Annotated in this window: 2 protein-coding genes (1 of these 2 only partly in view); both read right to left on the minus strand. The window is 68.8% G+C overall.

The genetic code is table 11. The features are described 5' to 3' along the window. Complete coding sequence (locus AAHK21_RS24220; RefSeq protein WP_367858588.1) at positions 1-14523, minus strand: amino acid adenylation domain-containing protein; 14523 nt, start codon at positions 14521-14523, stop codon at positions 1-3. After that, positions 14520-21905, minus strand: the end of a protein-coding gene (locus AAHK21_RS24225; RefSeq protein WP_367858589.1) for a non-ribosomal peptide synthase/polyketide synthase. The gene runs 27561 nt beyond the window's last position; only the last 7386 of its 34947 coding nucleotides appear in the window; its start codon lies beyond the right edge, outside the window; it ends in the stop codon at positions 14520-14522. Before AAHK21_RS24225 ends, AAHK21_RS24220 begins: the two co-directional genes overlap by 4 nt.

Below are 21905 nucleotides of genomic sequence, written 5' to 3' on the forward strand. Positions count from 1 at the left end.
TTACTGCTTCACCCTGCTGTGATACAGGGCCTGCCCGTCATGCCACCACGCCGCCAGGCTGAACACATCCGGCACCTTGAGGATGCTGAAATGGTTGCCTGGCCCCTGCCACACCTCCAGCTGCGGCAGCCATTCACGCCAGCCGTCTTCCATGGTCTGTTGCTCGCCCTGGTTGCCGACGGCGTCCAGGCTCGGATCGGCCACCAGCACCAGCCGCACCAAACCGTTGAATCCCCCCTCGGGGCGATACACCGTGCGCAGCGCCGTGGCGAAGGTGCGCACCACGCCTTCGAGCGCCTGCGGCGAAGAGCGCGACGGCATCAGGCCGACCCGTACCATCGCCGCATGTAACTGGCGCAGCTGTTCCTGATCATCAGCTTCGGCGAAGGCCACAGGTTCGATGCCCAACGTCTTGCCGGTGGACAGTTGCAACGACTCGATAAGCCGCTGCAAGGCCTCGGTAAAGGTGTACGGCTTGCCGCAACTACCCCCCGCGCCCGGCGCTTCGCTGTCGATCAGGGTCAGGGAACGCACTTCGCGCCCCTTGGCCTGCAAGCGTGCCGCCATGGCATGGGCCACCCAGCCTCCGAACGAATGCCCGATCAGATTCAGCGGGCCTTCGGGGTACAACGCCTCGATGGCCTGGACATGGCAGTCGGCAGCCGCCTCCACGGTGCTGTGCGGCATCTCGCCTGCGGCCAGGCCCCGGGCCTGCAGGCCATGCACCGGCCAGTCCGGGCCCAGCGCCTCGGCCAGGCCGATGAAGCTGGTCACGCTGTCGCCGGCCCCCGGCACGCAGAACACCGGAACATGGGACGGCGTGCCGCTCTGGATTGCCAGCAGCGGCTGGTGCGCCGGCGGCACAAGGCCAGGGGCGGCCTGCAACGCCTGCGCCATAGCCTGGCCCAGCACCGCCGCCTGCGGGTCCTGCACCATGCTCTGGTGATCACCCGGCACGCTCAGGCACTGCAGCGCCTGCCCCGGCAAGGTCTCGGCCCAGCCCAGGGTCGGGCTGTCGGTGACGATACCGGCGCTGCGCTGCTCGGCCACGAACAGGTGCAGCGGCACCGGCAACGGTGCCAGACGGTAGTGGGCCAGGGCATGCCCATGGGCCAGGTGACGCTCGAAGAAGTGGCGCAATTGCCCATCGCTGGCCTGGACCAGGCTGGGCACCAGCAGTTGCCGCTCACGGCAGTGGGTGAGCAGCGCGTCGAACGCCAGCGCCCCGGGCTGCAAGGCCTCGATCTCGGCCAGTTGCGCGGCCCCCGCCTCGCCCTGCGCCTGCCAGTGCACCCGGCAATGCAGCAACAGCTGCCCTTGCAACAGGTGCGGCCCTTGCCAGCGCGCCTTGCCCTGGTCACTCAAGCTTGGCACGTAGGTGTCGATCAGGCCGATGAAGGCCACCGGCTCGTCCGCGCCCAGCAACTGCGCGGCCACCTCGTAGGCCAGCACACCGCCGAACGACCAGCCCGCCAGCCGATACGGCCCGTGTGGCTGCACGGCGCGAATCTGCCGCACCAGGCGCGCGGCCAGGCACTCCATGGTGTTCAGTTGCGCCTCGCCAAAGGCAACGCCAGCCAGGCCGTAGATGGGGAAGTCCCCTTCGATGTGTCGCCCCAGGACCGGGAAGTACAGGTCCAGGCCACTGAACTCGTGGATCAGGAACAGTGCAGGCTGGCTGCCTGTGGCGCGCACCGTGACCAGGCCTTCGTCCTCGTCCGCACCCTCGCCCAGGCGCGGAGCCAGGGTGGCGATGGTCGGGTGCTGGAACAGCTCGGCCAGGGTCGTGTGCAGGCCAGCCTGGCGCATCTCGCCCACCAGGCGGATCGCCGACAGCGAATGCCCGCCCAGTTCGAAGAAGCTGTCGTGCCGCCCCACCCGCTCGACCTCCAGCACCTGCGCCCACAGCGCGGCCAACGCCTGTTCCGCCGGTGTTGCAGCGGCCTCGAACACTGCCACGGCCAGGTCCTGCGCGCCCGGCAGCGGCAGCGCCCGCCGGTCGACCTTGCCATTGTTGGTCAACGGCAACGCCTCGAGCACAACGAACGCCGCCGGCAGCATGTACTCCGGCAGCCGTTCGCGCAGGAAGCCGCGCAGCGCCACGCCGTCGAGGGCCGCGTCGGTGCGGGTGTACCAGGCCACCAGGCGCAGCGGGCCCTGCTCCAGGCGCAAGGCCATGACCACGACTTCATCCACGCCCGGGCACTGGGCCAGGTGCTGCTCGATCTCGCCCAGCTCGATGCGGAAACCACGGATCTTCACCTGGTCGTCGCTGCGTCCCAGGCACTCCAGCTGGCCATCCTCGCGCCAACGGGCCAGGTCGCCGGTGCGGTACAGCCTGGCGCCGGGCCCGGTGCCGAACGGGCCGTCAAGGAAGCGCTCGGCCGTCAGCTGCGGGCGATTCAGGTAGCCTAGCGCGACGCCATCGCCGCCAATGTACAGCTCACCGGTCACGCCTTGGGGCAGCAGGCGCCCATACGCGTCCAGGACATAGGCCGTGGTGTTGCCGATCGGGCCGCCGATCGGCACATGCTCAGCGCCGTCGTCCACGGCCCGCACGGTGCAGGCGGTGGCGAAGGTGGTGGTCTCGGTGGGCCCGTAGCAGTGCACCAGGCGCAGGTTCGGCGCCCGCGCCAGCAACGCCCGGAAGCTGGCGGGCTCGCCGCGCTCGCCGCCGCACAGCAGGATGCGCAGCCCGGCCAGGGCTTCGGGGATCAGCTGCACATACTGGTTGAACAGCGCCGTGGTGACGAACATCACGCTGGCGCCGCCCTGGCGCAACGCAGTGGCGAACTGCGTCGGCTCGACCAGGGTCTGGTGGTCGATCACCAGTACCTGGCCACCGTTGAGCAGGCCACCCCATACATCCAGGGTGGCGGCGTCGAACGCCGGGTTGGAGACGAAGGCGAAACAGTCGCTGGCGTCGAAGTCGGCATAACCGTTGTTCAGCACCAGCCGGGTGATGCCGCGGTGGGTCACGCGCACCCCCTTCGGCGTGCCGGTGGAGCCCGAGGTGTACATCACGTAGGCCACCGCGTCGGCGTCCTGCGCGAGGTTCGGGTTGTGCGTCGGCTGATCGTCGAGCGCCAGGCAGTCCAGATCGATGCGCCGCACCTCGCACTCCGTCGCCAGACTACCGAGAGTCAACAGCGCCACGGCCTGGCAGTCCTGGATCATGAACGCCTGGCGTTCGGCCGGGGCGTTGATGTCCAGCGGCACATAGATGGCCGCGCACTTGAGCACGGCCAACTGCGCTACCAGCAGGGGCAACGAGCGCGGCAGCAGGATCGCCACCGGGTCGCCTGCCGCCACGCCCTCGCCGATCAGCCAGTGGGCAAGGCGATTGGCCTGCTCGTTCAGCTCGCCGTAGGTGAGCTGGCGTTCATCATGGCGCGCCGCCAGTGCCAGCGGGTGCCGCGCCACCTGCTGCTCGAACAGACGCTGCACGGGCAACTCTCGCGGGTAATCGCGTTGCGTGGCGTTAAAGCCCACCAGCAACCGCTGGCGTTCCCCGGCCGGCACGATATCCAGCCGCTCCAGGCCTCGCTCGGGATCCTGCGCCAAGGCCTCGACCAGGTTTTCCAGGGCCTGCTGCAGATAACCGCACAGGCGCCGCGCATCCAGGCCCGGCGCACACTGTGCAGTCAGCCCGAAGCCTTCGCCCAAGTCGTCGATACTCAGGGCCAACGGGTAATTGCTGCGTTCCTCGGCATGCAGCAGCTCGATGCCTTCCCAGGCGCGCCCGGCCGCGCTGTCGCGGACCATCGCCGTGGCGCTGTGGCGGTAGTTGAGCAAGGCGCTGAACAGCGGCGCGCCAGGTGGCAACGCGCTGCAACGCTGGGCCAGGGCCAATTGCGCATGCTCGTGCACCAGCAACCCGGTGAGCCGGCGGTGGGTGTCGAGCAGTGCCTCGCGCACCGGCAGGCGGCCGACCTCAAGGCGCAGTGGCAAGGTGTTGATGAACACGCCCAGGGCGCGCTCCACACCTTCGCCACCCTGCAGACGACCGAGCAGCACAGTGCCGAACACCACGCTGTCGCGCCCCGACAACTGCCCCAGCACCAGGCCCCAGGCCAGGTGCATCAGGCTGGCGGCACCGACACCCAGCATCCGCGCCTGCTCGCGCAGCCGCCGCGCCAGCCCGTCGTCCAGCAATATTCGGGCTTCGGCCTCAGCACCCAGGTGGACCAACGGATGCGGGCCATAGGGCAAGGTCGGCTCGTCGATGTCGCCCAGCTGTTCGCGGAAGAACGCCTCGTGCTCGGCCTCGCCCGCGCCCTGCAGCACCTGGGCGATGTAGTTGCGGTAAGGCACCGGCGCGGGCAACTGGCACTGCTCGCCGAGCAGGCAGGCCTGCAGTTCGGCGCGCAGTACATCCTGGGCCACATGGTCCATGACCAGGTGGTGGAACAGCAAGGTCGCGGTGATGCGCCCGCTGGCCGGGTCCTCACTGTGCAGAAGGCGCATCAGCGGTGCGCGGGTCAGATCAAGGCGCAAGGTCAGCGGTGCCTGCGGTGCCATCTCCTGCACCGGCAGCGATGCCTGGCGCCACACCACCTGCACCGGCTGCGCCAGACCGTCCCAGTACAGCGAGGAGCGCAGGATGTCGTGACGGGCGATGACCTGGTCCAAGGCCCGCTGCAGCGCCTCCAGCCGCGCGCGGTCGGCCACGGCGAAACGCGCCTGCAACAGGTACGGGTCGTCACCCTCGCTGGCCAGGTGGTGATAGAGAATCCCCGCCTGCAACGGCCCCAGCGGGTAGATGTCCTGCACGTTGGCGGCGCCGCCCGGCACCTGGGCAACGATTCGCTCGATGGCCGCTTGCTCCAGCGCCACCAACGGCAGCAGGTCCGGGGTGATGCGCCGACAGTCGGCGCAAATACGGTTGACCGGTACCCTGGGCCCACCATGCTGGCCCAGGGTCGCAGCCAGCGCAGCCAGGGTTGGCTCGGCGAACAGCACGCGAATGTCTGCTTCCAGGCCCTCGGCACGCAGGCGGGCGATCAAGGTCACCGCCAGCAGCGAGTGGCCACCCAGTTCGAAGAAGTGGTCCTGGCGCCCTACTCTCGGCACGTTCAGCAATTCGGCCCAGAGTGCCGCCAGATGGGTTTCGGCCTCCCCTTGCGGCGCCTCGTAGGCACGGCTGAGCACGGACTCGGCGCCGGGCTCGGGCAGCGCCTGGCGGTCGAGCTTGCCGTTGGCGGTCAGTGGCATGGTCGGCAGCGCCACATAGGCCGACGGCACCATGTAGTCCGGCAGCTGCGCCAGGATGTGCCGGCGCAGTGCCTCGATCCCTGGCGCGGCATCGTGGGCGGTGAACCAGGCGACCAGCCGCTCGCCACGCAGCAGCACCGCCACTTCACGAATAGCCGGATGGCTGGCCAGGCAGGCCTCGATCTCGCCCAGTTCGATGCGCAGGCCGTGCAGCTTGACCTGGAAGTCGTCACGGCCGAGGAATTCCAGCTCGCCGTCGGCGCGGCGGCGTACCAGGTCACCGCTGCGGTACAGGCGCTCACCGACCACGAACGGGCTGTCACCGAAACGCTCGGCGTCCAGCTCCGGCAGGCCGAGGTAGCCTCGGGCCACGCCGACACCGCCAATGTGCAACTCGCCCACCACGCCACGGGGTACCGGCAGGCCGTTGCGGTCGAGCACGTACAACCGAGTGTTGGCGATCGGCCGGCCGATCGGTGGCGCGTTTTCAGGCAGTGCTTGCCCGGGTTCCAGGGTCCAGACACTGCAATCGACGGTGGCTTCGGTCGGACCATAGACGTTGTGCAGGCGTACCTGCGGCAGGCGCTCGCGCACCTGTTGCAGCAACGCCGTGGTCAGCTCGCCGCCGCCACAGACGATATCGGAGAGGCTGTCACAGGCCGCGCTGGCCTCCACAGCCAGGAACTGCTGCAGCAGCGCCGGCACGAACTGCACCACGCTGACCCGTTGGCGCTGGATCAGCGCCGCCAGGTAGTCCGGATCGCGCTGGCCATCCGGGCGTGCCAGCACCAGGCGCAGCCCGGCGCACAGCGGCCAGAACAATTCCCACACCGAGGCGTCGAAACTCACCGGGGTCTTGTGCAGCAGCGCGCCCTCGACTGTCGGGGCAATCAGCCGCGAACTCCAGTGCACCAGGTTGCACAGGCTGCGGTGCTCGACCATCACCCCTTTCGGCGTGCCGGTGGAGCCGGAGGTGTAGATTACATAGGCCAGATGACGGGCCCCCAGGCCCGGGACCTGTGGATTGTCCGGCGACTGCCCGGCCCAGCTCGGCTGGTCGAGGTCCAGGCGCGGTACCGCGCTGTCGACGAAACGCCCGCGGCTGCCAGTGTCCACCAGCAACGCCACGGGTACGCTGTCGGCGAGCATGTAGGCCAAGCGCTCGTCGGGGTAGCCCGGATCCAGCGGCACGTAGGCACCGCCGGCCTTGAGCACCGCCAGCAGCCCGACCAGCAGTTGCGGGCCACGGGCCAGGCACACCGCGACGCGGCTGTCGGCGACCACGCCCTGTGCGATCAGTTGATGGGCCAGGCGGTTGGCCGCCTCGTTCAGTTGCAGGTAGCTGAGCTGGCCATCTTCGGCCTGTACGGCGATGGCCTGCGGCGTACGCGCCACCTGCGCCTCGAACAACGCCTGCAGCGGTTGCTGCAGACCACCGACCAGTTCACTCGCATTGCAGGTCACCAGTTCCTGGCGGCGCTCGGCGGCGCCCAGCAGCTCGACCTTCGCCAGAACCGCCTGGTCGCTGCCGGCCATCGCCCATAGCAACTGTTCCAGGTAGCCGACATGGCGCTCGATGGTCGCCCGGTCGAACAACGCCGTGGCGAACTCCAGAGCGCCGCCGTAGCCGTCGGCGGTCTCGCCCAGGCTCAGGGTCAGGTCGAACTTGGCGAACACCTGCGCGCTGCCCAGCGCCTGCAGTTGCAGACCGCTCAGCCGCAAGGCCTCGCCCGGGACGCCGTTCCAGGCCAGCGATACTTGGTACAACGGGGTATGGGCCAGGCTGCGCGGCGGGTGCAGCAGCTCCACCACCTGTTCGAAGGGCAGGTCCTGATGGTCCTGGGCCTGGCTGACGCAGGCCTTGACCCGGGCCAGCAGCGCGCCGACATCGGGCAGTCCGGCGGTATCGATGCGCAGGGCCAGGGAGTTGACGAACAGCCCGATCAGCCCTTCGACCTCGGCCTGCCGACGGTTGGCCACCGGCGTGCCGACCACCACCTCGGCCTGACCGGACAGGCGCGCCAACAGCACCGCCCAGGCGGCGCCGAACAGCATGAACGGGGTGACCCCGTGGCGCAGGCACAACGCCTTGAGGTCTTCGCTCAGACGCCGGTCCAAACATATCTCGACCCGGTCACCGTGGTAATCCTGGCGGGCCGGCCGCGGCCGGTCGGTGGGCAGGGTCAGCAGCACCGGCGCGCCGGCCAGGGCCTGTTGCCAGTATTCGCCCTGGCGCTGCAGCGCGTCGCCGGCCAGCCAGCGCCGCTGCCACAGGGCGTAGTCGCCGTACTGGATCGCCAGCGCCGGCAACGGGTCGTCGCGGCCTTCGCTGAAGGCCTGGTACAACGCCGCCAGCTCCTGGGTGAACACCCCCATCGACCAGCCGTCGGCAACGATATGGTGCAAGGTCAGCAGCAGCACATGATGCTCCGCCGCCAGGCACAGCAGGCGGCCGCGCACCGGCAGCTGGTGCGCCAGGTCGAATGGCAGCAACGCCTCGGCCTGCATCAGCTCGGGCAACTGCTGCGCCGCGCCACGCAGGTCGTGCCAGGCCAGGGCGAAGCCGCCCCGTCCGGGCGCCACCCGCACCCGCGCCTCGGCGCCTGCCTGGGTGAAGTGGCTGCGCAGGCTCTCGTGGCGCTCGACGATGCGCTCCAGCGCCCGCTCCAGGGCGGCACGGTCCAGCGGACCGTGCATGACCAGGCCCAGGGGAATATGGTAGGCGGCGCTGGCATCGTCCATCTGTGCCAGGAACCACAGCCGTTGCTGGGCGAACGACAGCGGCAGGGACTGGCCGCGCGGCGCCGGCTCGATGGCCGGCAGTACGTCATGGCGCTCCTCGGCCAGGGTCGCCGCCACCGCCAGCAGGCGGTCGTCGGCGAACAGCTCGCCCAGCGACAGCTCCAGGCCCAGCCGTGTGCGCACCTGGCCGACCATGCGCATGGCCAGCAGCGAATGGCCGCCCAGTTCGAAGAAACGGTCCTGACGGCCTACCCGTTCCAACTGCAGCAGTTCGCACCACAGCTCGGCCAGCGCCGTTTCCAGGGCGCCTTCAGCGGCCTCGTGGGCCTGGCTGGCCGACGCTTCGCGCTCGGGCAACGGCAGCGCCCGACGGTCGACCTTGCCGTTGGCGGTCAGCGGCCAGGCGTCCAGGCGCACCAGGGCCGCAGGCACCATGTAGGCCGGCAGACGCTGTTGCAGGGCGGCGCGCAGGGCGCCGACCGGCTGCGCCTCGGTGCCAGCGATGTAATAGGCCACCAGGCGCGGCTGGCCGGGCTGGTCCTCGCGGGCCAGCACCAGTGCTTCGGCGACACCAGGCAAGGCCAGCAACTGCGCCTCGATCTCGCCCAGTTCGATGCGCAGGCCGCGCACCTTCACCTGATCGTCGTTGCGCCCCAGGTACTCCAGAGTGCCGTCGGCGTTCCAGCGGGCCAGGTCCCCAGTGCGGTACATGCGTGCGCCAGGCTGCTCGCTGAACGGATCGTCGAGGAAGCGCTCAGCCGTCAGTTGCGCGCGGTTCAGGTAGCCACGCGCCACCCCGGCACCGCCCACGTAGAGCTCGCCGGTCACCCCGCACGGTACCAGTTGCCGTGCCTCGTCCAGCAGGTAGACACGGGCGTTGGCGATTGGCCGGCCGATGTCCAGGGCCCCGCCCGGCAGCACCAGGCCGGAGGTGGCGACCACCGTCGACTCGGTGGGGCCATAGTTGTTGACCACCACGCAGCCCGGGTCGCCGCTGAACTGGCGCAGACGGTCGCCACCGATCAGCAGTGTGCGCAGGGTCGGATGGCGCAGCCCCTGGGTAAAGGCATATTCGGCGACCGGCGTCGGCAGGAACGCCACTTTCAACGGTTGCTCCAGCCACCAGGCCAACAGCCCGTCGAGCTGCTCGTTGCCCAGCTCGGCCGGCGGCAGATGCAGCACCGCGCCGGCGCACAGGGCCGGCCAGACCTCCCAGGCCATCGCGTCGAAACCGAAGCCGGCGACGCTGGCGGTGTGCTCGCCGGCGTCCAGCTCGAAGGCCTTGCAGTGCCATTGCACCAGATTGCCCAGGGTACGGTGCTCGACCATCACGCCCTTGGGCTGGCCGGTGGAGCCGGAGGTGTAGATCACGTAGGCCAGGTGGCTGGCCAGCAGGCCAGGCAGCTGAGGGTTGTCCATGCGCGCCGGCCAGTCCGGCCGGTCCAGCGCCAGCACGGGCACGGTCAGCCCATCCAGGCGCGCCAGCAGCACCTGCTGGGCCAGGATCACCACCGGGGCGCTGTCCTCGAGCAGGTAGCGCAGGCGCTCGTCCGGATGCGCCGGGTCCACCGGTACATAGGCGCCACCGGCCTTGAGCACCGCCAGCAGCGCGACCAGGGTATCCACGCCGCGCCGGGCGACCACCGCGACCCGCTCGTCGGGCCCCACGCCCCGTTCGATCAGGTGATGGGCCAGGGCGTTGGCGCGCTGGTTCAACTCGCCGTAGCTCAGGCGTGCATCGCCGGACACAGCAGCCAGCGCCTGCGGCGCTCGGGCCACCTGGGCCTCGATCAGCGCCTGCAACGGCTGGCCGCTTGGGAACACCCGGGCACTGTTGTTGAAGGTATGCAGCAGGCGCCGGCGCTCGGCGGCGCCAACCAGTTCGACCTCGGCCAGCGGGGCCTGGTCGTTGGCAGCCATTGCCCGCAGCAGGGTCTCGAAGTATCCGGCGAAACGGCGCACGGTGCTTTCATCGAACAGCGCCGTGGCGTACTCGAGGCTGCCGACCAGTGCCTCGCCCTGCTCGCCCATGCTCAGCGACAGGTCGAACTTGGCCACCTGGTTGGCCTGGGCCACACCCTCCAGGCGCAACCCCGCCAGGCTCGCTGCGGCGCCCTCGGTGGCCAGCCAGTTGAGGGTGGTCTGGAACAACGGCGTATGGCCGAGGCTGCGCGCCGGGCGGACGATCTCCACCACCTGCTCGAACGGCAGGTCCTGGTGCGCCTGGGCATCGAGCAGGCGTGCCTTCACCTGGGCCAGCAGGCGTTCGCTGCTTGGCGCGCCCGACGTGTCGATACGCAGCGCCAGGGTGTTGACGAACAATCCCACCAGCGGCTCCAGCTCGGCATGGCCGCGCCCGGCCACCGGGCAGCCCACCACCACCTCACTCTGGCCGGACAGCCGTGCCAGGGTCGCGGCCCAGGCACTGAGCAGCACCATGTACAGAGTCGTCTGCTGCCGTTGGGCCAGGGCCCTCAGGGCTGCCCCCAGGCGCGCATCCAACTGCAGCGCCAGGCTGGCGCCGCTGAAGTCCTGGCGTGGCGGCCGTGGCCGATCGCTTGGCAGACTCAGCAAGCTCGGCGCGCCGTCCAGCGCCTGGCGCCAGTAGTCGGCCTGGCGTTGCAGTTGCTCACCGGCCAGCCAGCGCCGCTGCCACACGGCATAGTCGCCGTACTGGATAGCCAGGGCCGGCAACGGATCGGCCAGGCCCTGGCACATGGCCGGGTACAGCGCGCCCAGCTCACGGGTCAGCACGCCGAGGGACCAGCCGTCGGCGACGATATGGTGCAGGGTCAGCAGCAGCACATGGTGCTCATCCCCCAGGCGCAACAGGCTGGCGCGTAGCAATGGCCCCTCGACCAGGTCGAAAGGTACTACGGCCTCGGCTTGCAGGTGCCCGGCCAGATCATCGGGCGCCAGGCTCAGGCGTCGCAACCAACCGGGTTGCGGCGTGGCGGCGACGTGCACTTCGGCGCTGTCGCCTGTGGGCACGAAGCGGCTGCGCAGGCCTTCATGACGGGCAACGATGCACAGCAGGGCGCGCTCCAGCGCGTCGCCATCCAGTACCCCGCGCAGGCCCAGGGCCAGCGGCACGTTGTAGGCCTGGTTGCCGCCCTCCAGCTGGGCCAGGAACCACAGGCGCTGCTGGGCGAACGACAACGGCAACGGCTGCTCGCGGTCAACCGCGACAATCGCCGGCAGCTCAGTGTGACCCGCATTGGCCAACACCTGCGCCAACGTAGCCAGTTCGGAATTGGCGAACAGATCCGCCAAGTGCAGTTCCACTCCCAGGCGCAGGCGTACCTGGGACACCAGTCGCATGGCCAGCAGGGAATGGCCACCCAATTCAAAGAAGTGGTCGTGGCGGCCGACCCGCTCGATCTTGAGCAGCTCAGCCCAGATTGCCGCCAGAGCGCTTTCTATCTCGCCCTGCGGTGCCTCGAAGGCGCGACTGACCACAGCCTCGCTGCCCGGCTGCGGCAAGGCGCGGCGGTCGAGCTTGCCGTTAGCGGTCAGTGGCAGCGCATCCAGACACACGTAGGCCGACGGCAGCATATAGTCCGGCAGTTGGCCTTGCAGTTGTCGGTGCAGGTCGGCGATCGCCTGATGCCCCGTGAAATAGGCCACCAGCCGCTTGTCGCCCGGCACGTCCTCACGCACGATCACGGCGGCGTCACGCACACCCGGGCATTCGCCCAGACGCGCCTCGATCTCGCCCAGTTCGATACGGAAGCCACGCAGCTTGATCTGCTGGTCGGCACGGCCCAGGTAACGCAGGGTGCCGTCGGCCTGCCAGCTGACCAGGTCACCACTGCGGTACATCGTGCCGCCGTTGAACGGATCCGGCAGGAAGCGCTCAGCCGTTAGCTCCGGCTGACCCAGATACCCCAGGGCGACACCGTCACCGGCGATGTACAACTCGCCCACCACCCCCACCGGCAGCAACTGCTGCCGGGCATCGAGCACGTAGCAGCGGCTGTTGCCGATCGGTTTGCCAATCGGGATGCTGCCCTCGCCCACCTCGATAATTTCGTGGGTGGTGCTGAAGGTGGTGGCCTCGGTCGGGCCGTAGCCGTTGAGCAGGTGTTGCGGCGCGCCATCGCGCAGCACCCGGGCGATCACTGCCGGGTCCAGCACGTCGCCACCGACCATCAGGTAGCGCAGTTTGCGCAATGCCGGCAGCAGGTCGTCGGCGAACTGGTGGAACAGGCCGGCGGTCAACCACAGCACGGTGACGCCCTGTTCCAGCAGCACTTCGCGCAGCCCCTGACGCGACAGGACCGTGTTCTGCTCGATCACCACCACCGCACCGCCGTTGAGCAGCGGCGCCCAGACCTCCAGGGTGCTGGCGTCGAACGCCGGGTTGGAAGCGAACGCCACGCGGTCCTGGCTATTGAAGTCGGCAAAACCGTTGTTGATCACCAGGCGCACGATGGCCCGGTGCGGCACCTGCACGCCCTTCGGCGTACCGGTGGAGCCAGAGGTGTACATGATGTACGCCGCACTGCCGGCATCCACCGCCAGGCCCAGCGGCGCATCGGCATAGTCGCTCAAGTCGAGCCGATCAAGTTCGACCCGGCGTGCGCCTTCCACTTGAGGCTGCTCACTGTGGGTCAGCACCAGCCGCGCCTGGCTGTCGTGCACCATGAACGCCTGCCTCTCGACCGGGGCATTGCCGTCCAGCGGCACGTATATCGCCGCGCATTTGCTTACGGCCAGTTGAGCTGCCAGCAGATCGAACGAACGAGGCAGCAGCAAGGCCACGCGATCACCGGCGCGCACGCCCTGTTCGAGCAAGTAACAAGCCAGGCGATTGGCCTGGGCCTCGAGCTGGGCAAAGCTCCACCGACGCGGACCATGGACCACTGCCAACGCGTCCGGCGAATTCGCGGCCCGGGCCTCGAACAACCGGTGCACGGCCAGGTCACGCGGATAGTCCCGCGCCGTGGCGTTGAACTGACGTACCACCCGCTCGCGCTCCTGCGCAGGCAGCGCAAACAGCTGTTGCAGAGGAGTGCCTGGAGCGCTCTCCAGCGCCTGGGCCAACTCTGCCAGGACACCCTGGAACAGCTGGCAGACCAGACCTCCGTCCACGGGTGCCACAGTCTGCAGGGTCAGGGAAAAACCGCTGCCCAGGTCATCGACGCTGACCACCAGCGGGTAGTTGGTGGCCTCGGCCGCATGCATGATCTCGATCCCGGCCCAGCCGGCGCGCAGCACCGCTTCAGACCCCGAGACCGCGCTGTGGCGGTAGTTGAGCAAGGCGTTGAACAGCGGCGTCGGCGCCGCCACACCGCTGCAGCGCTGGGCCAGGGCCAGGGGCGCGTGCTCGTGGCGCATCAGCGTGCTCAGCCGCTGGTGGGTGGCCTTGATCGCGCAGGCCAGGTCGGCACCGTCCAGATCCACCCGCAGCGGCAGCGTGTTGATGAAGATACCCAGCGCCCGATCAGTGCCTTCGGCGCCTTGCAGGCGGCCCATCAGCACGGTGCCGAACACCACCTGATCGCGTCCGGTCAGGCCGCCCAGCACCCGTGCCCAAGCCAGGTGGAACAGGCTGGCGACGCTCACGCCCTGGCTGCGGGCCTGGGCGCGCAGTTCGTGGCACAGCGTCAGGTCGAGGTTCAGCACGTGTTCGCTCAACGCCGCGCCGTCACCCTGCACGTCGGCCAAGCCATAGGCCAGGGTTGGCGCATCCACGCCGCCAAGCATCTCGCGGAAAAACGCCTCGTGCTCGGCCTGGCTGACGCCCAGCAGGGCCTGGGCCACATGGTTGCGGAACGGTACCGGGCGGCCCAACTGGCCGCTTTCGCCGAGCAGGAAGGCGAGCATCTCGTGACGCACCACGTCGAGGGCGCTGTGGTCCATGGCCACATGGTGGAACTGCAAGGTCGCGTGGACCCGCCCGTCCACCTCCGCCGCCTGGCATTGCAGGCGGATCAACGGTGCCTGGGTCAGGTCGAAGCCGCTGTCCGGCAACTGGCCCTCGGCAAGCTGGGTGACCCGCAGCCGGGCCTTGCGCCAGACCATCTGCACCGGCGTTTCGAGCGTTTTCCAGTGCACCGAGGTGCGCAGGATGTCGTGGCGGTCGATCACCCCTTGCAAGGCCTGGGCAAAGGCCTCGACCCGGGCGCTGCTGGCGAACACGAAGCGCGCCTGCATCATGTAGGGATCGTGGTCGCCGGCGCTGGCGTGGTGGAACAGCATGCCTTGCTGCAACGGTACCAGCGGGTAGATGTCCTGCACGTTGGCCGCGCCGCCGGGCACACCTTCTACCAGCTGGTCGATGCTGGCCTGGTCGAGCTCGACCAGGCTGAGCATGGCCGGGGTGATTCGCGCGCAGTCGACCGGGATGCGGTTTTCCGGTACCTCGACGCTGCCGTGGCGCACCGCCACATACTCGCCCCGCTCGAGCATCCCCAGCAGCGCAGGCTTGTGCTCGCGCAGTCGGGCCACCAGCGCGGCGTCGCTCAGGGCCTGGCGATTGCCCTGGACCACCAGCTGGCCATCCTTGAGAGCCAGCTGGACATTGTTGGCGGCCAGGGTCGCCAGTAGTTCGTTGATGCTCACAGGACGATCTCCATTCTGTCTGTGATGGCGGCATAGTCTGCCAGCGTCGGGTATTCGAACAGGCTGCGCACGTCGGCCTCCAGACCCGCCTCGCGCAGGCGCGAGGTGAGGGTCACGGCCAGCAGCGAGTGGCCGCCCAGCTCGAAGAAGTTGTCGTGGCGCCCTACCTGCTCCACGCCCAGCAGCTCGCCCCAGATGCGCGCCAGCAGCTGTTCGGTGTCGCCCTGCGGCGCCTCATAGTGGCGTGCCTGCACATCCGGCTGCGGCAGCGCCTTGCGGTCCAGCTTGCCGTTGGGGGTCAGCGGCCAGTTGTCGAGCGCCATGAACAACGCCGGCACCATGTACTCGGGCAATTGCCCCAGCAGTGCCTCGCGCAGGGCCTCGGCAGGCGGCGCATCGCCGGTGACGTAGGCCACCAGGCGCGGGCCGGCCGGCTGGGCGTCGTGCACCAGCACCACGGCTTCGCGTATCCCGGCAACCCGGGTGAGGCAAGCCTCGATCTCGCCCGGCTCGATGCGCAGGCCGCGCAGCTTGATCTGGTGGTCGGTGCGGCCGAGGAACTCGAGGCTGCCGTCAGGGCGCTGGCGCACCAGGTCGCCGCTGCGGTACAGGCGCTCGCCGTCGACGAACGGGCTGGCAATGAAACGCTCGGCCTGTTGCTCCGGCAGGCCCAGGTAGCCCCGCGTCACTCCGGCCCCGCCGATATGCAACTGACCGGCAACGCCGAACGGCACCGGCTGGTCGTGGGCGTCGAGGACGTACAGACGGGTGTTGTCGATCGGCCGACCAATCGGTAGTGCGCCCGGCGTCAACGGATCCTGCGGGTGCAAGGTGCAGACGCTGCAATCGACCGTGGTTTCGGTCGGTCCGTAGACGTTGTGCAACCGTACCTGCGGCAAGCGCTCGCGGACCTGACGGACCAGGGCCTCGGTCAGCTCGCCGCCACCGCAGACGATATCGGTGAGGCTGGCGCAGGCGGCACTGCCGGCGTGCTCGAGGAACTGCTGCAGCAAGGCCGGCACGAACTGCACTACGCCGACCTGTTGCCGCTCGATCAGCTCGGCCAGGTATTGCGGGTCGCGCTGACCGTCCGGCTTGGCCAGCACCAGGCGCAGCCCGCTGCACAGTGGCCAGAACAGCTCCCACACCGAGGCGTCGAAGCTCACCGGGGTCTTGTGCAGCACCGCGCCTTCGCTCGGGAACAGCCCGGCGCTCCAGTGCACCAGGTTGACCACGTTGCCGTGCTCGACCATCACCCCCTTGGGCAGGCCAGTAGAGCCGGAGGTGTAGATCACATAGGCCAGGTGCTGCGAGGTCAGGCCAGGCACCTGCGGATTGCTGTCCGGCAGGTCGCCCCAAGTCGGCTGATCGAGGTCGACCAACGTCGCCGACGAACCCACCAGGGCCCGGGTGGCCTGTTGCACCAGCAACGCCCGCGGCTGGCTGTCGGCAAGCATGTGGCCGAGGCGCTCGGCCGGATAGTCCGGGTCGAGCGGCACATAGGCGCCACCGGCCTTGAGGATCGCCAGCAAACCGACCACCAGCGGCAAACCGCGCTCGACACAGATCGCCACCCGGTCGTCGGGCTGCACGCCCAGCGCGATCAGGTGATGGGCCAGGCGGTTGGCCTCGGCGTTGAGCTGTTCATAGCTGAGTTCACCCTGCTCGGCGCTGAGCGCAACCGCTTTAGGCGCACTCAGGGCTTGAGCCTCGAAAAGCTCCTGGAGAGTCAGGGTCAGGTCGTGGGGCTGCGCCGTACGGTTGAAGTCGTGCAACAGCTGGTGGCGTTCCTCGACCGAAAGCACCGGCAGTTGCAGCAGCCCTTGCCGTGGCTGCTGTGCCAAGGCTTCGGCCATGACTTCCAGCACACGCCGCATCTGCGTGCAGATACGCGTAGCACCAACCGCCGCCGGAGCCAGCGCGACCAGGCGGAAGCCTTCACCGATATCGTCCACGCTCAGGCTCAGCGGATAGTTGCTGCGCTCGATGCTGTCCAGGGTCTCGATGCCCTGCAGAGCCAGGCGCCGATCGTCGTCTGCCTGGCCGCCGTGGCGGTAGTTGAGCATGGCGCTGAACAGCGGCGCCGGGGCCGGCACGCCACTGCAACGCTGGGCCAGGGCCAGCGAGGCATGCTCATGGGCAAGCAAGGCACTGAGGCGCTGCTGGGTCTGCTGCACCGCATCGCGCAGGTCGATACCGGCCAGGTCCAGGCGCAGCGGCAAGGTGTTGATGAACATGCCCAGCGCCTGGTCAGCTCCCTCCCCGCCTTCCAGACGACCGAGCAGCACGGTGCCGAACACCACGCTGTCGCGGCCACTGGCGGCGGCCAGCAGGCGAGCATAGGCCAGGTGGAACAGGCTGGCGACGCTGATACCCAGTTGCCGGGCCTGCTGACGCAGACCGCTGGCCAGGGTTTCGTCCAGCCACAGCTGGGCCTCTTCGATGCCGAGGCCGTCGACCTGCACATCGCCCAGGCCGAACGGTAGGGTCGGCTCGTCGATATCACCCAACTGCTCGCGGAAGAACGCCTCGTGCTCGGCCTGGCTGACGCCCAGGCGCGCCTGGGCCACGTAGTTGCGGTACGGCACGCCCTGTTCGGCGGGCACCGACGCGCCGTGCAGGTAGCCGACCAGCTCCCGGCCGAGCACATCCAGCGCGGTATGATCGAGGACAATATGGTGGAACTGCAACGCTGCCAGCAACCCTGGACCTTGCGGGTCCGGCCAGTGGTACAGGCGCACCAGTGGCGCCTGCTCCAGGGCCAGGGCATGGGGCACCGCAGTCTCGTCAGCCACCTCGAACACCGCCAGAGCGGCCTGGCGCCACACCACCTGCACTGCCTGCGGCAGGCCGTCCCACAGTACCGAAGTACGTAGTACGTCGTGGCGGGCGATGACCTTGCCCAAGGCATCGACGAAGGCATGCAGGCGTTCTTGGCTGGCGAACGCCATGCGCGAGGCCAGCACGTAGGGATCGTGCTCCGGCGAACTGAGGTGGTGGTAGAGGATGCCCTCCTGCAACGGCGCCAACGGGTAGATATCCTGCACGTTGGCCGCCCCGCCCGGCACCGTGGCGACGATGCGCTCGATGGCAGCCGGTTCAAGATCCACCAGTGGCAGCATGTCCGGGGTGATCTGGGTGCAGCCGGCCGGGATCCGGTTGGCCGGGACCTCGACCTGACGGCCCTGGCCCAGGGTCGCCGCCAGCGCCGCTACCGTCGGCTGGCCGAACAGGGTGCGCACGTCGGTCTGCAGGCCGGCCTGGCGCAGGCGCGCGGTGAGGCTAACGGCCAGCAGCGAGTGACCGCCGAGCTCGAAGAAGTTGTCGTGGCGACCAACCTGCGCAACGCCCAGTACCTCGGCCCAGAGTGCGGCGATGGTGGTTTCCACCGGGCCTTCCGGCATGGCATAGGCCTGACCGGGGAGCATGGCTGGTTCCGGCAAGGCCTTGCGGTCCAGCTTGCCGTGGCTGGTCAGCGGCAGCTCGACCAGGCGGACGAAGGCCTGCGGTACCAAGTGCCCCGGAAGGCTGGCTTGCAACCCTTGGCGCAAGGTGTCGAGATCGACCTCGGCGGTTTCGGTGAACCAGGCCAGCAGACGCTCGTTACGTACCAGCACCACGGCATCCGAAATACCCGGCTGGGCCTTCAGCGCGGCTTCGATCTCACCCAATTCGACCCGTACGCCACGGATCTTCACCTGGTCGTCGTTGCGGCCCTGGTAGTCCAGCGTGCCATCGGCGTTCCAGCGCACCAGGTCACCGGTGCGGTACATCCGGCCGCCGCTGAACGGATCGTCGAGGAAGCGCTCGGCGGTGAGGTCGGGGCGGTTGAAGTAGCCACGGGCGACCTGGGCGCCACCGATGTACAGCTCGCCGGTCACGCCGACCGGTACCGGCTGGCGCTGCTCATCCAGCACATAGACATGGGTGTTGGCGGTCGGCTTGCCGATATGCAGCGCGCCGCCCGGTTGCAGTTGCCCCGACGTCGCCACCACGGTGGTCTCGGTCGGGCCGTAGTTGTTGACCAGCACGAAGCCCGGATCACGCTCGAACTGGCGCAGGCGATCGCCACCCACCAGCAGCGTGCGCAGGGTCGGGTGCTGGCGTTCGCGGCGCAGCGCCTGCTCGGCGACCGGCGTCGGCAGGAAGCTGACCTGCAGCGGCTGCTCCAGCCACCAGTCGAGCAGTTCGTCCACGTGCTCGCCGCCAATCTGCGCCGGCGGCAGGTGCAGCACCGCCCCGGCGCACAGCGCCGGCCAGGCCTCCCAGGCCATGGCGTCGAAGCCGAAGCCGGCGACGCTGGAGGTGTGGCTACCGGCGCCCAGGTCGAAGGCCTGGCAATGCCAGTGGACCAGGTTGGCCAGGGTACGGTGCTCGACCATCACCCCTTTGGGCTGCCCGGTGGAACCGGAGGTGTAGATCACATAGGCCAGTTGATGCTCGTCCAGGCCCTGAACAACCGGATTGTCATCGGCTTGGTCCAGCCACTCATCGCTGTCCAGTGCGACCTTGGCCACCTCGCCCACCAGCGACTCAGTGCTCGATTCGACCAGCACCAGCGTCGGCGCACTGTCACTGAGCAGATAGGCAATGCGCTCCGCCGGATAACCCGGATCGACCGGCACATAGGCCGCGCCGGCCTTGAGCACGGCCAGCATCGCCACCAGCCGTTGCGGGCCACGCTCCAGGCACAGTGCCACGCGGTCGCCCAGCATCACGCCACGCTCGATCAGGTGATGAGCCAGGCGGTTGGCGCGCTGGTTCAGTTCGCCATAGCCCAGGCGCTGCTCGCCCTGCACCACGGCCAACGCCTCGGGTGCCTGGGCCTCGACCAGCGCATGCACGGTGTGCCCTTGCGGGTAGCTTGCAGCCGTGGCATTGAAGCCTTCGAGCACTTGGCCCAGCGCTGTGTGATCGAGGATGGGCAATGTGTCGACCTGCACCGCGCCACCTTGCTCCAACGCCAGGATCAGCCCGGCCACAGCCGCGTTCATCCAGCCCGCGACCCGCTCGGCGCCGATCCCCAACAGGGCCAGCACGCTCAGGGTGAAGCCTTCGCCGTGGTCGTCCACGCTCAGGGTCAGCGGGTAGTTGCTGCGTTCCTCGCCGCCCAACTGGTGCATACCTTGGAAGCTGTCGCCAGCTGCTGCGGCGACATCAACCGGACTGTGACGGTAGTTGAGCAAGGCGCTGAACAGTGGCGACGAGGCCGCCACCCCACTGCAACGCTGGGCCAGCGCCAGCGATGCATGCTCATGGCCAAGCAGCGCCGACAGCCGCTGGTGGGTGAGCCGTACCGCGTCACTGGCCCCCTTGGCCGTGTCGATGCGCAACGGCAAGGTATTGATGAACACGCCCAACGCACGGTCGGCGCCCTCGCCGCCTTGCAGGCGGCCCATCAGCACGGTGCCGAACACCACGTCGTGACGCCCCGCCAGCACGCCGACCACGCGGGCCCAGGCCAGGTGCATCAGGCTCGCGGCGCTGACACCCTGCGCCCGCGCCTGTTCGCGCACCCGGCGCGATAAGGCGGGATCCAGTGGCAGGCGGGCTTCCTCGATATCACGCCCGTCACCCTGCACATCGGCCAGGCCCATGGGCAGGGTCGGCTCGTCGACATCGCCGAGCATGTCGCGGAAGAACGCCTCGTGCCCCGCCTCGGCGGCGCCCAGGCGTACCTGGGCCACATAGGTGCGGTACGGCACGGGTGCGCTCAGCAGGTGCTGGCGCCCGGACAGCAACGCCTGCATTTCATGGACAATGACCTCCATCGCCGTGTGGTCCAGGGCCAGGTGATGGAAGTGCAGCACCGCGACCACGCGCTGCCCGGCCGGGTCCATGGCGTAGGTCAGGCGCAGCAGTGGCGCCTGGGTCAGGTCCAGGCGCTGCGAGCGTGCGTCGAAATGATCGTGCAGGCGCTCGATCACCGCCTCCTCGCCCAGCCCAGTGACTTCGTGCACGTCCAGGCGGGCTTGGCGCCAGACCACTTGCACCGGCTCCGCCAAACCTTCCCAGACCACCGAAGTGCGCAGGATGTCGTGGCGGTCGATGACCTGCTGCAAGGCACCGGCACAGGCTTGCAGCCGTTCCAGGCTGTCGAAGGCCAGGCGGGTCTGCAGCAGATAGGGGTCACCCTGCTCCGCGCTCAGGTGGTGATAGAGGATGCCTTCCTGCAATGGCGCCAGCGGGTAGATCTCCTGCACATTGGCGGCGCCACCCGGCACTCTGGCGACAATGCGATCGATGCTGGCCTGGTCGAGATCAATCAGGCTGAGCATCTCTGGCGTGATCCGGGTCGCATCGTGTGGGACACGGTTCTCGGGTACGGCCACCTCTCGTCCAGAGCCCACCGCCGCCGCCAGCGCGGCCAGAGTCGGCTGGGCGAACAGCACGCGCACATCGGCAGCCAGGCCGGCCTTGCGCATGCGCTCGACCAGGCTCACCGCCAGCAGCGAGTGGCCGCCCAGTTCGAAGAAGTGGTCGTGGCGACCGACCTGCTCAACCTTGAGCACATCGGCCCAGATCGCGGCCAGTGCCGTCTCCACCTCGCCCTCCGGCGCCTCGAAGACGCGGCTGACCACGGCCTCGCTGCCCGGCTGCGGCAGCGCACGGCGGTCGAGTTTGCCGTTGGCGGTCAATGGCAAGGCTTCAAGTCGCACATAAGCCGACGGCAGCATGTAGTCCGGCAGCACGCCTTGCAGGCGCTCGTGCAGTTCGCCGATGGCCGCAACGTCACCGGTGAAGTAAGCCACCAGGCGTTTGTCCCCCGGCACGTCCTCACGCACGATCACGGCGGCGTCACGCACACCCGGGCATTCGCCCAGGCGCGCCTCGATCTCGCCCAGTTCGATACGGAAGCCACGCAGCTTGATTTGCTGGTCCGCGCGGCCCAGGTAACGCAGGGAACCGTCGGCCTGCCAGCTGACCAGGTCGCCGCTGCGGTACATTGAACCGCCGTTGAACGGATCCGGCAGGAAGCGCTCGGCCGTCAGCTCCGGCTGGCCCAGGTAACCCAGGGCCACGCCGTCGCCGGCGATGTACAACTCGCCCACCGCCCCCACCGGCAGCAGTTGCTGACGGGCATCGAGCACGTAGCAGCGGCTGTTGCCGATCGGTTTGCCGATCGGGATGCTGCCCTCGCCCACCGCAGTGATTTCGTGGGTGGTGCTGAAGGTGGTGGCCTCGGTCGGGCCGTAGCCATTGAGCAGGTGTTGCGGCGCGCCATCGCGCAGCACCCGGGCGATCACTGCCGGGTCCAGCACGTCGCCACCGACCATCAGGTAGCGCAGTTTGCGCAACGCCGGCAGCAGGTCGTCGGCGAACTGATGGAACAGGCCCGCAGTCAGCCACAGCACCGTCACGCCCTGCTCCAGCAGTGTTTC

It is taken from the genome of Pseudomonas sp. TE50-2, from assembly GCF_040813665.1.
GTDB classification, from domain to species: Bacteria; Pseudomonadota; Gammaproteobacteria; order Pseudomonadales; family Pseudomonadaceae; genus Aquipseudomonas; species Aquipseudomonas soli.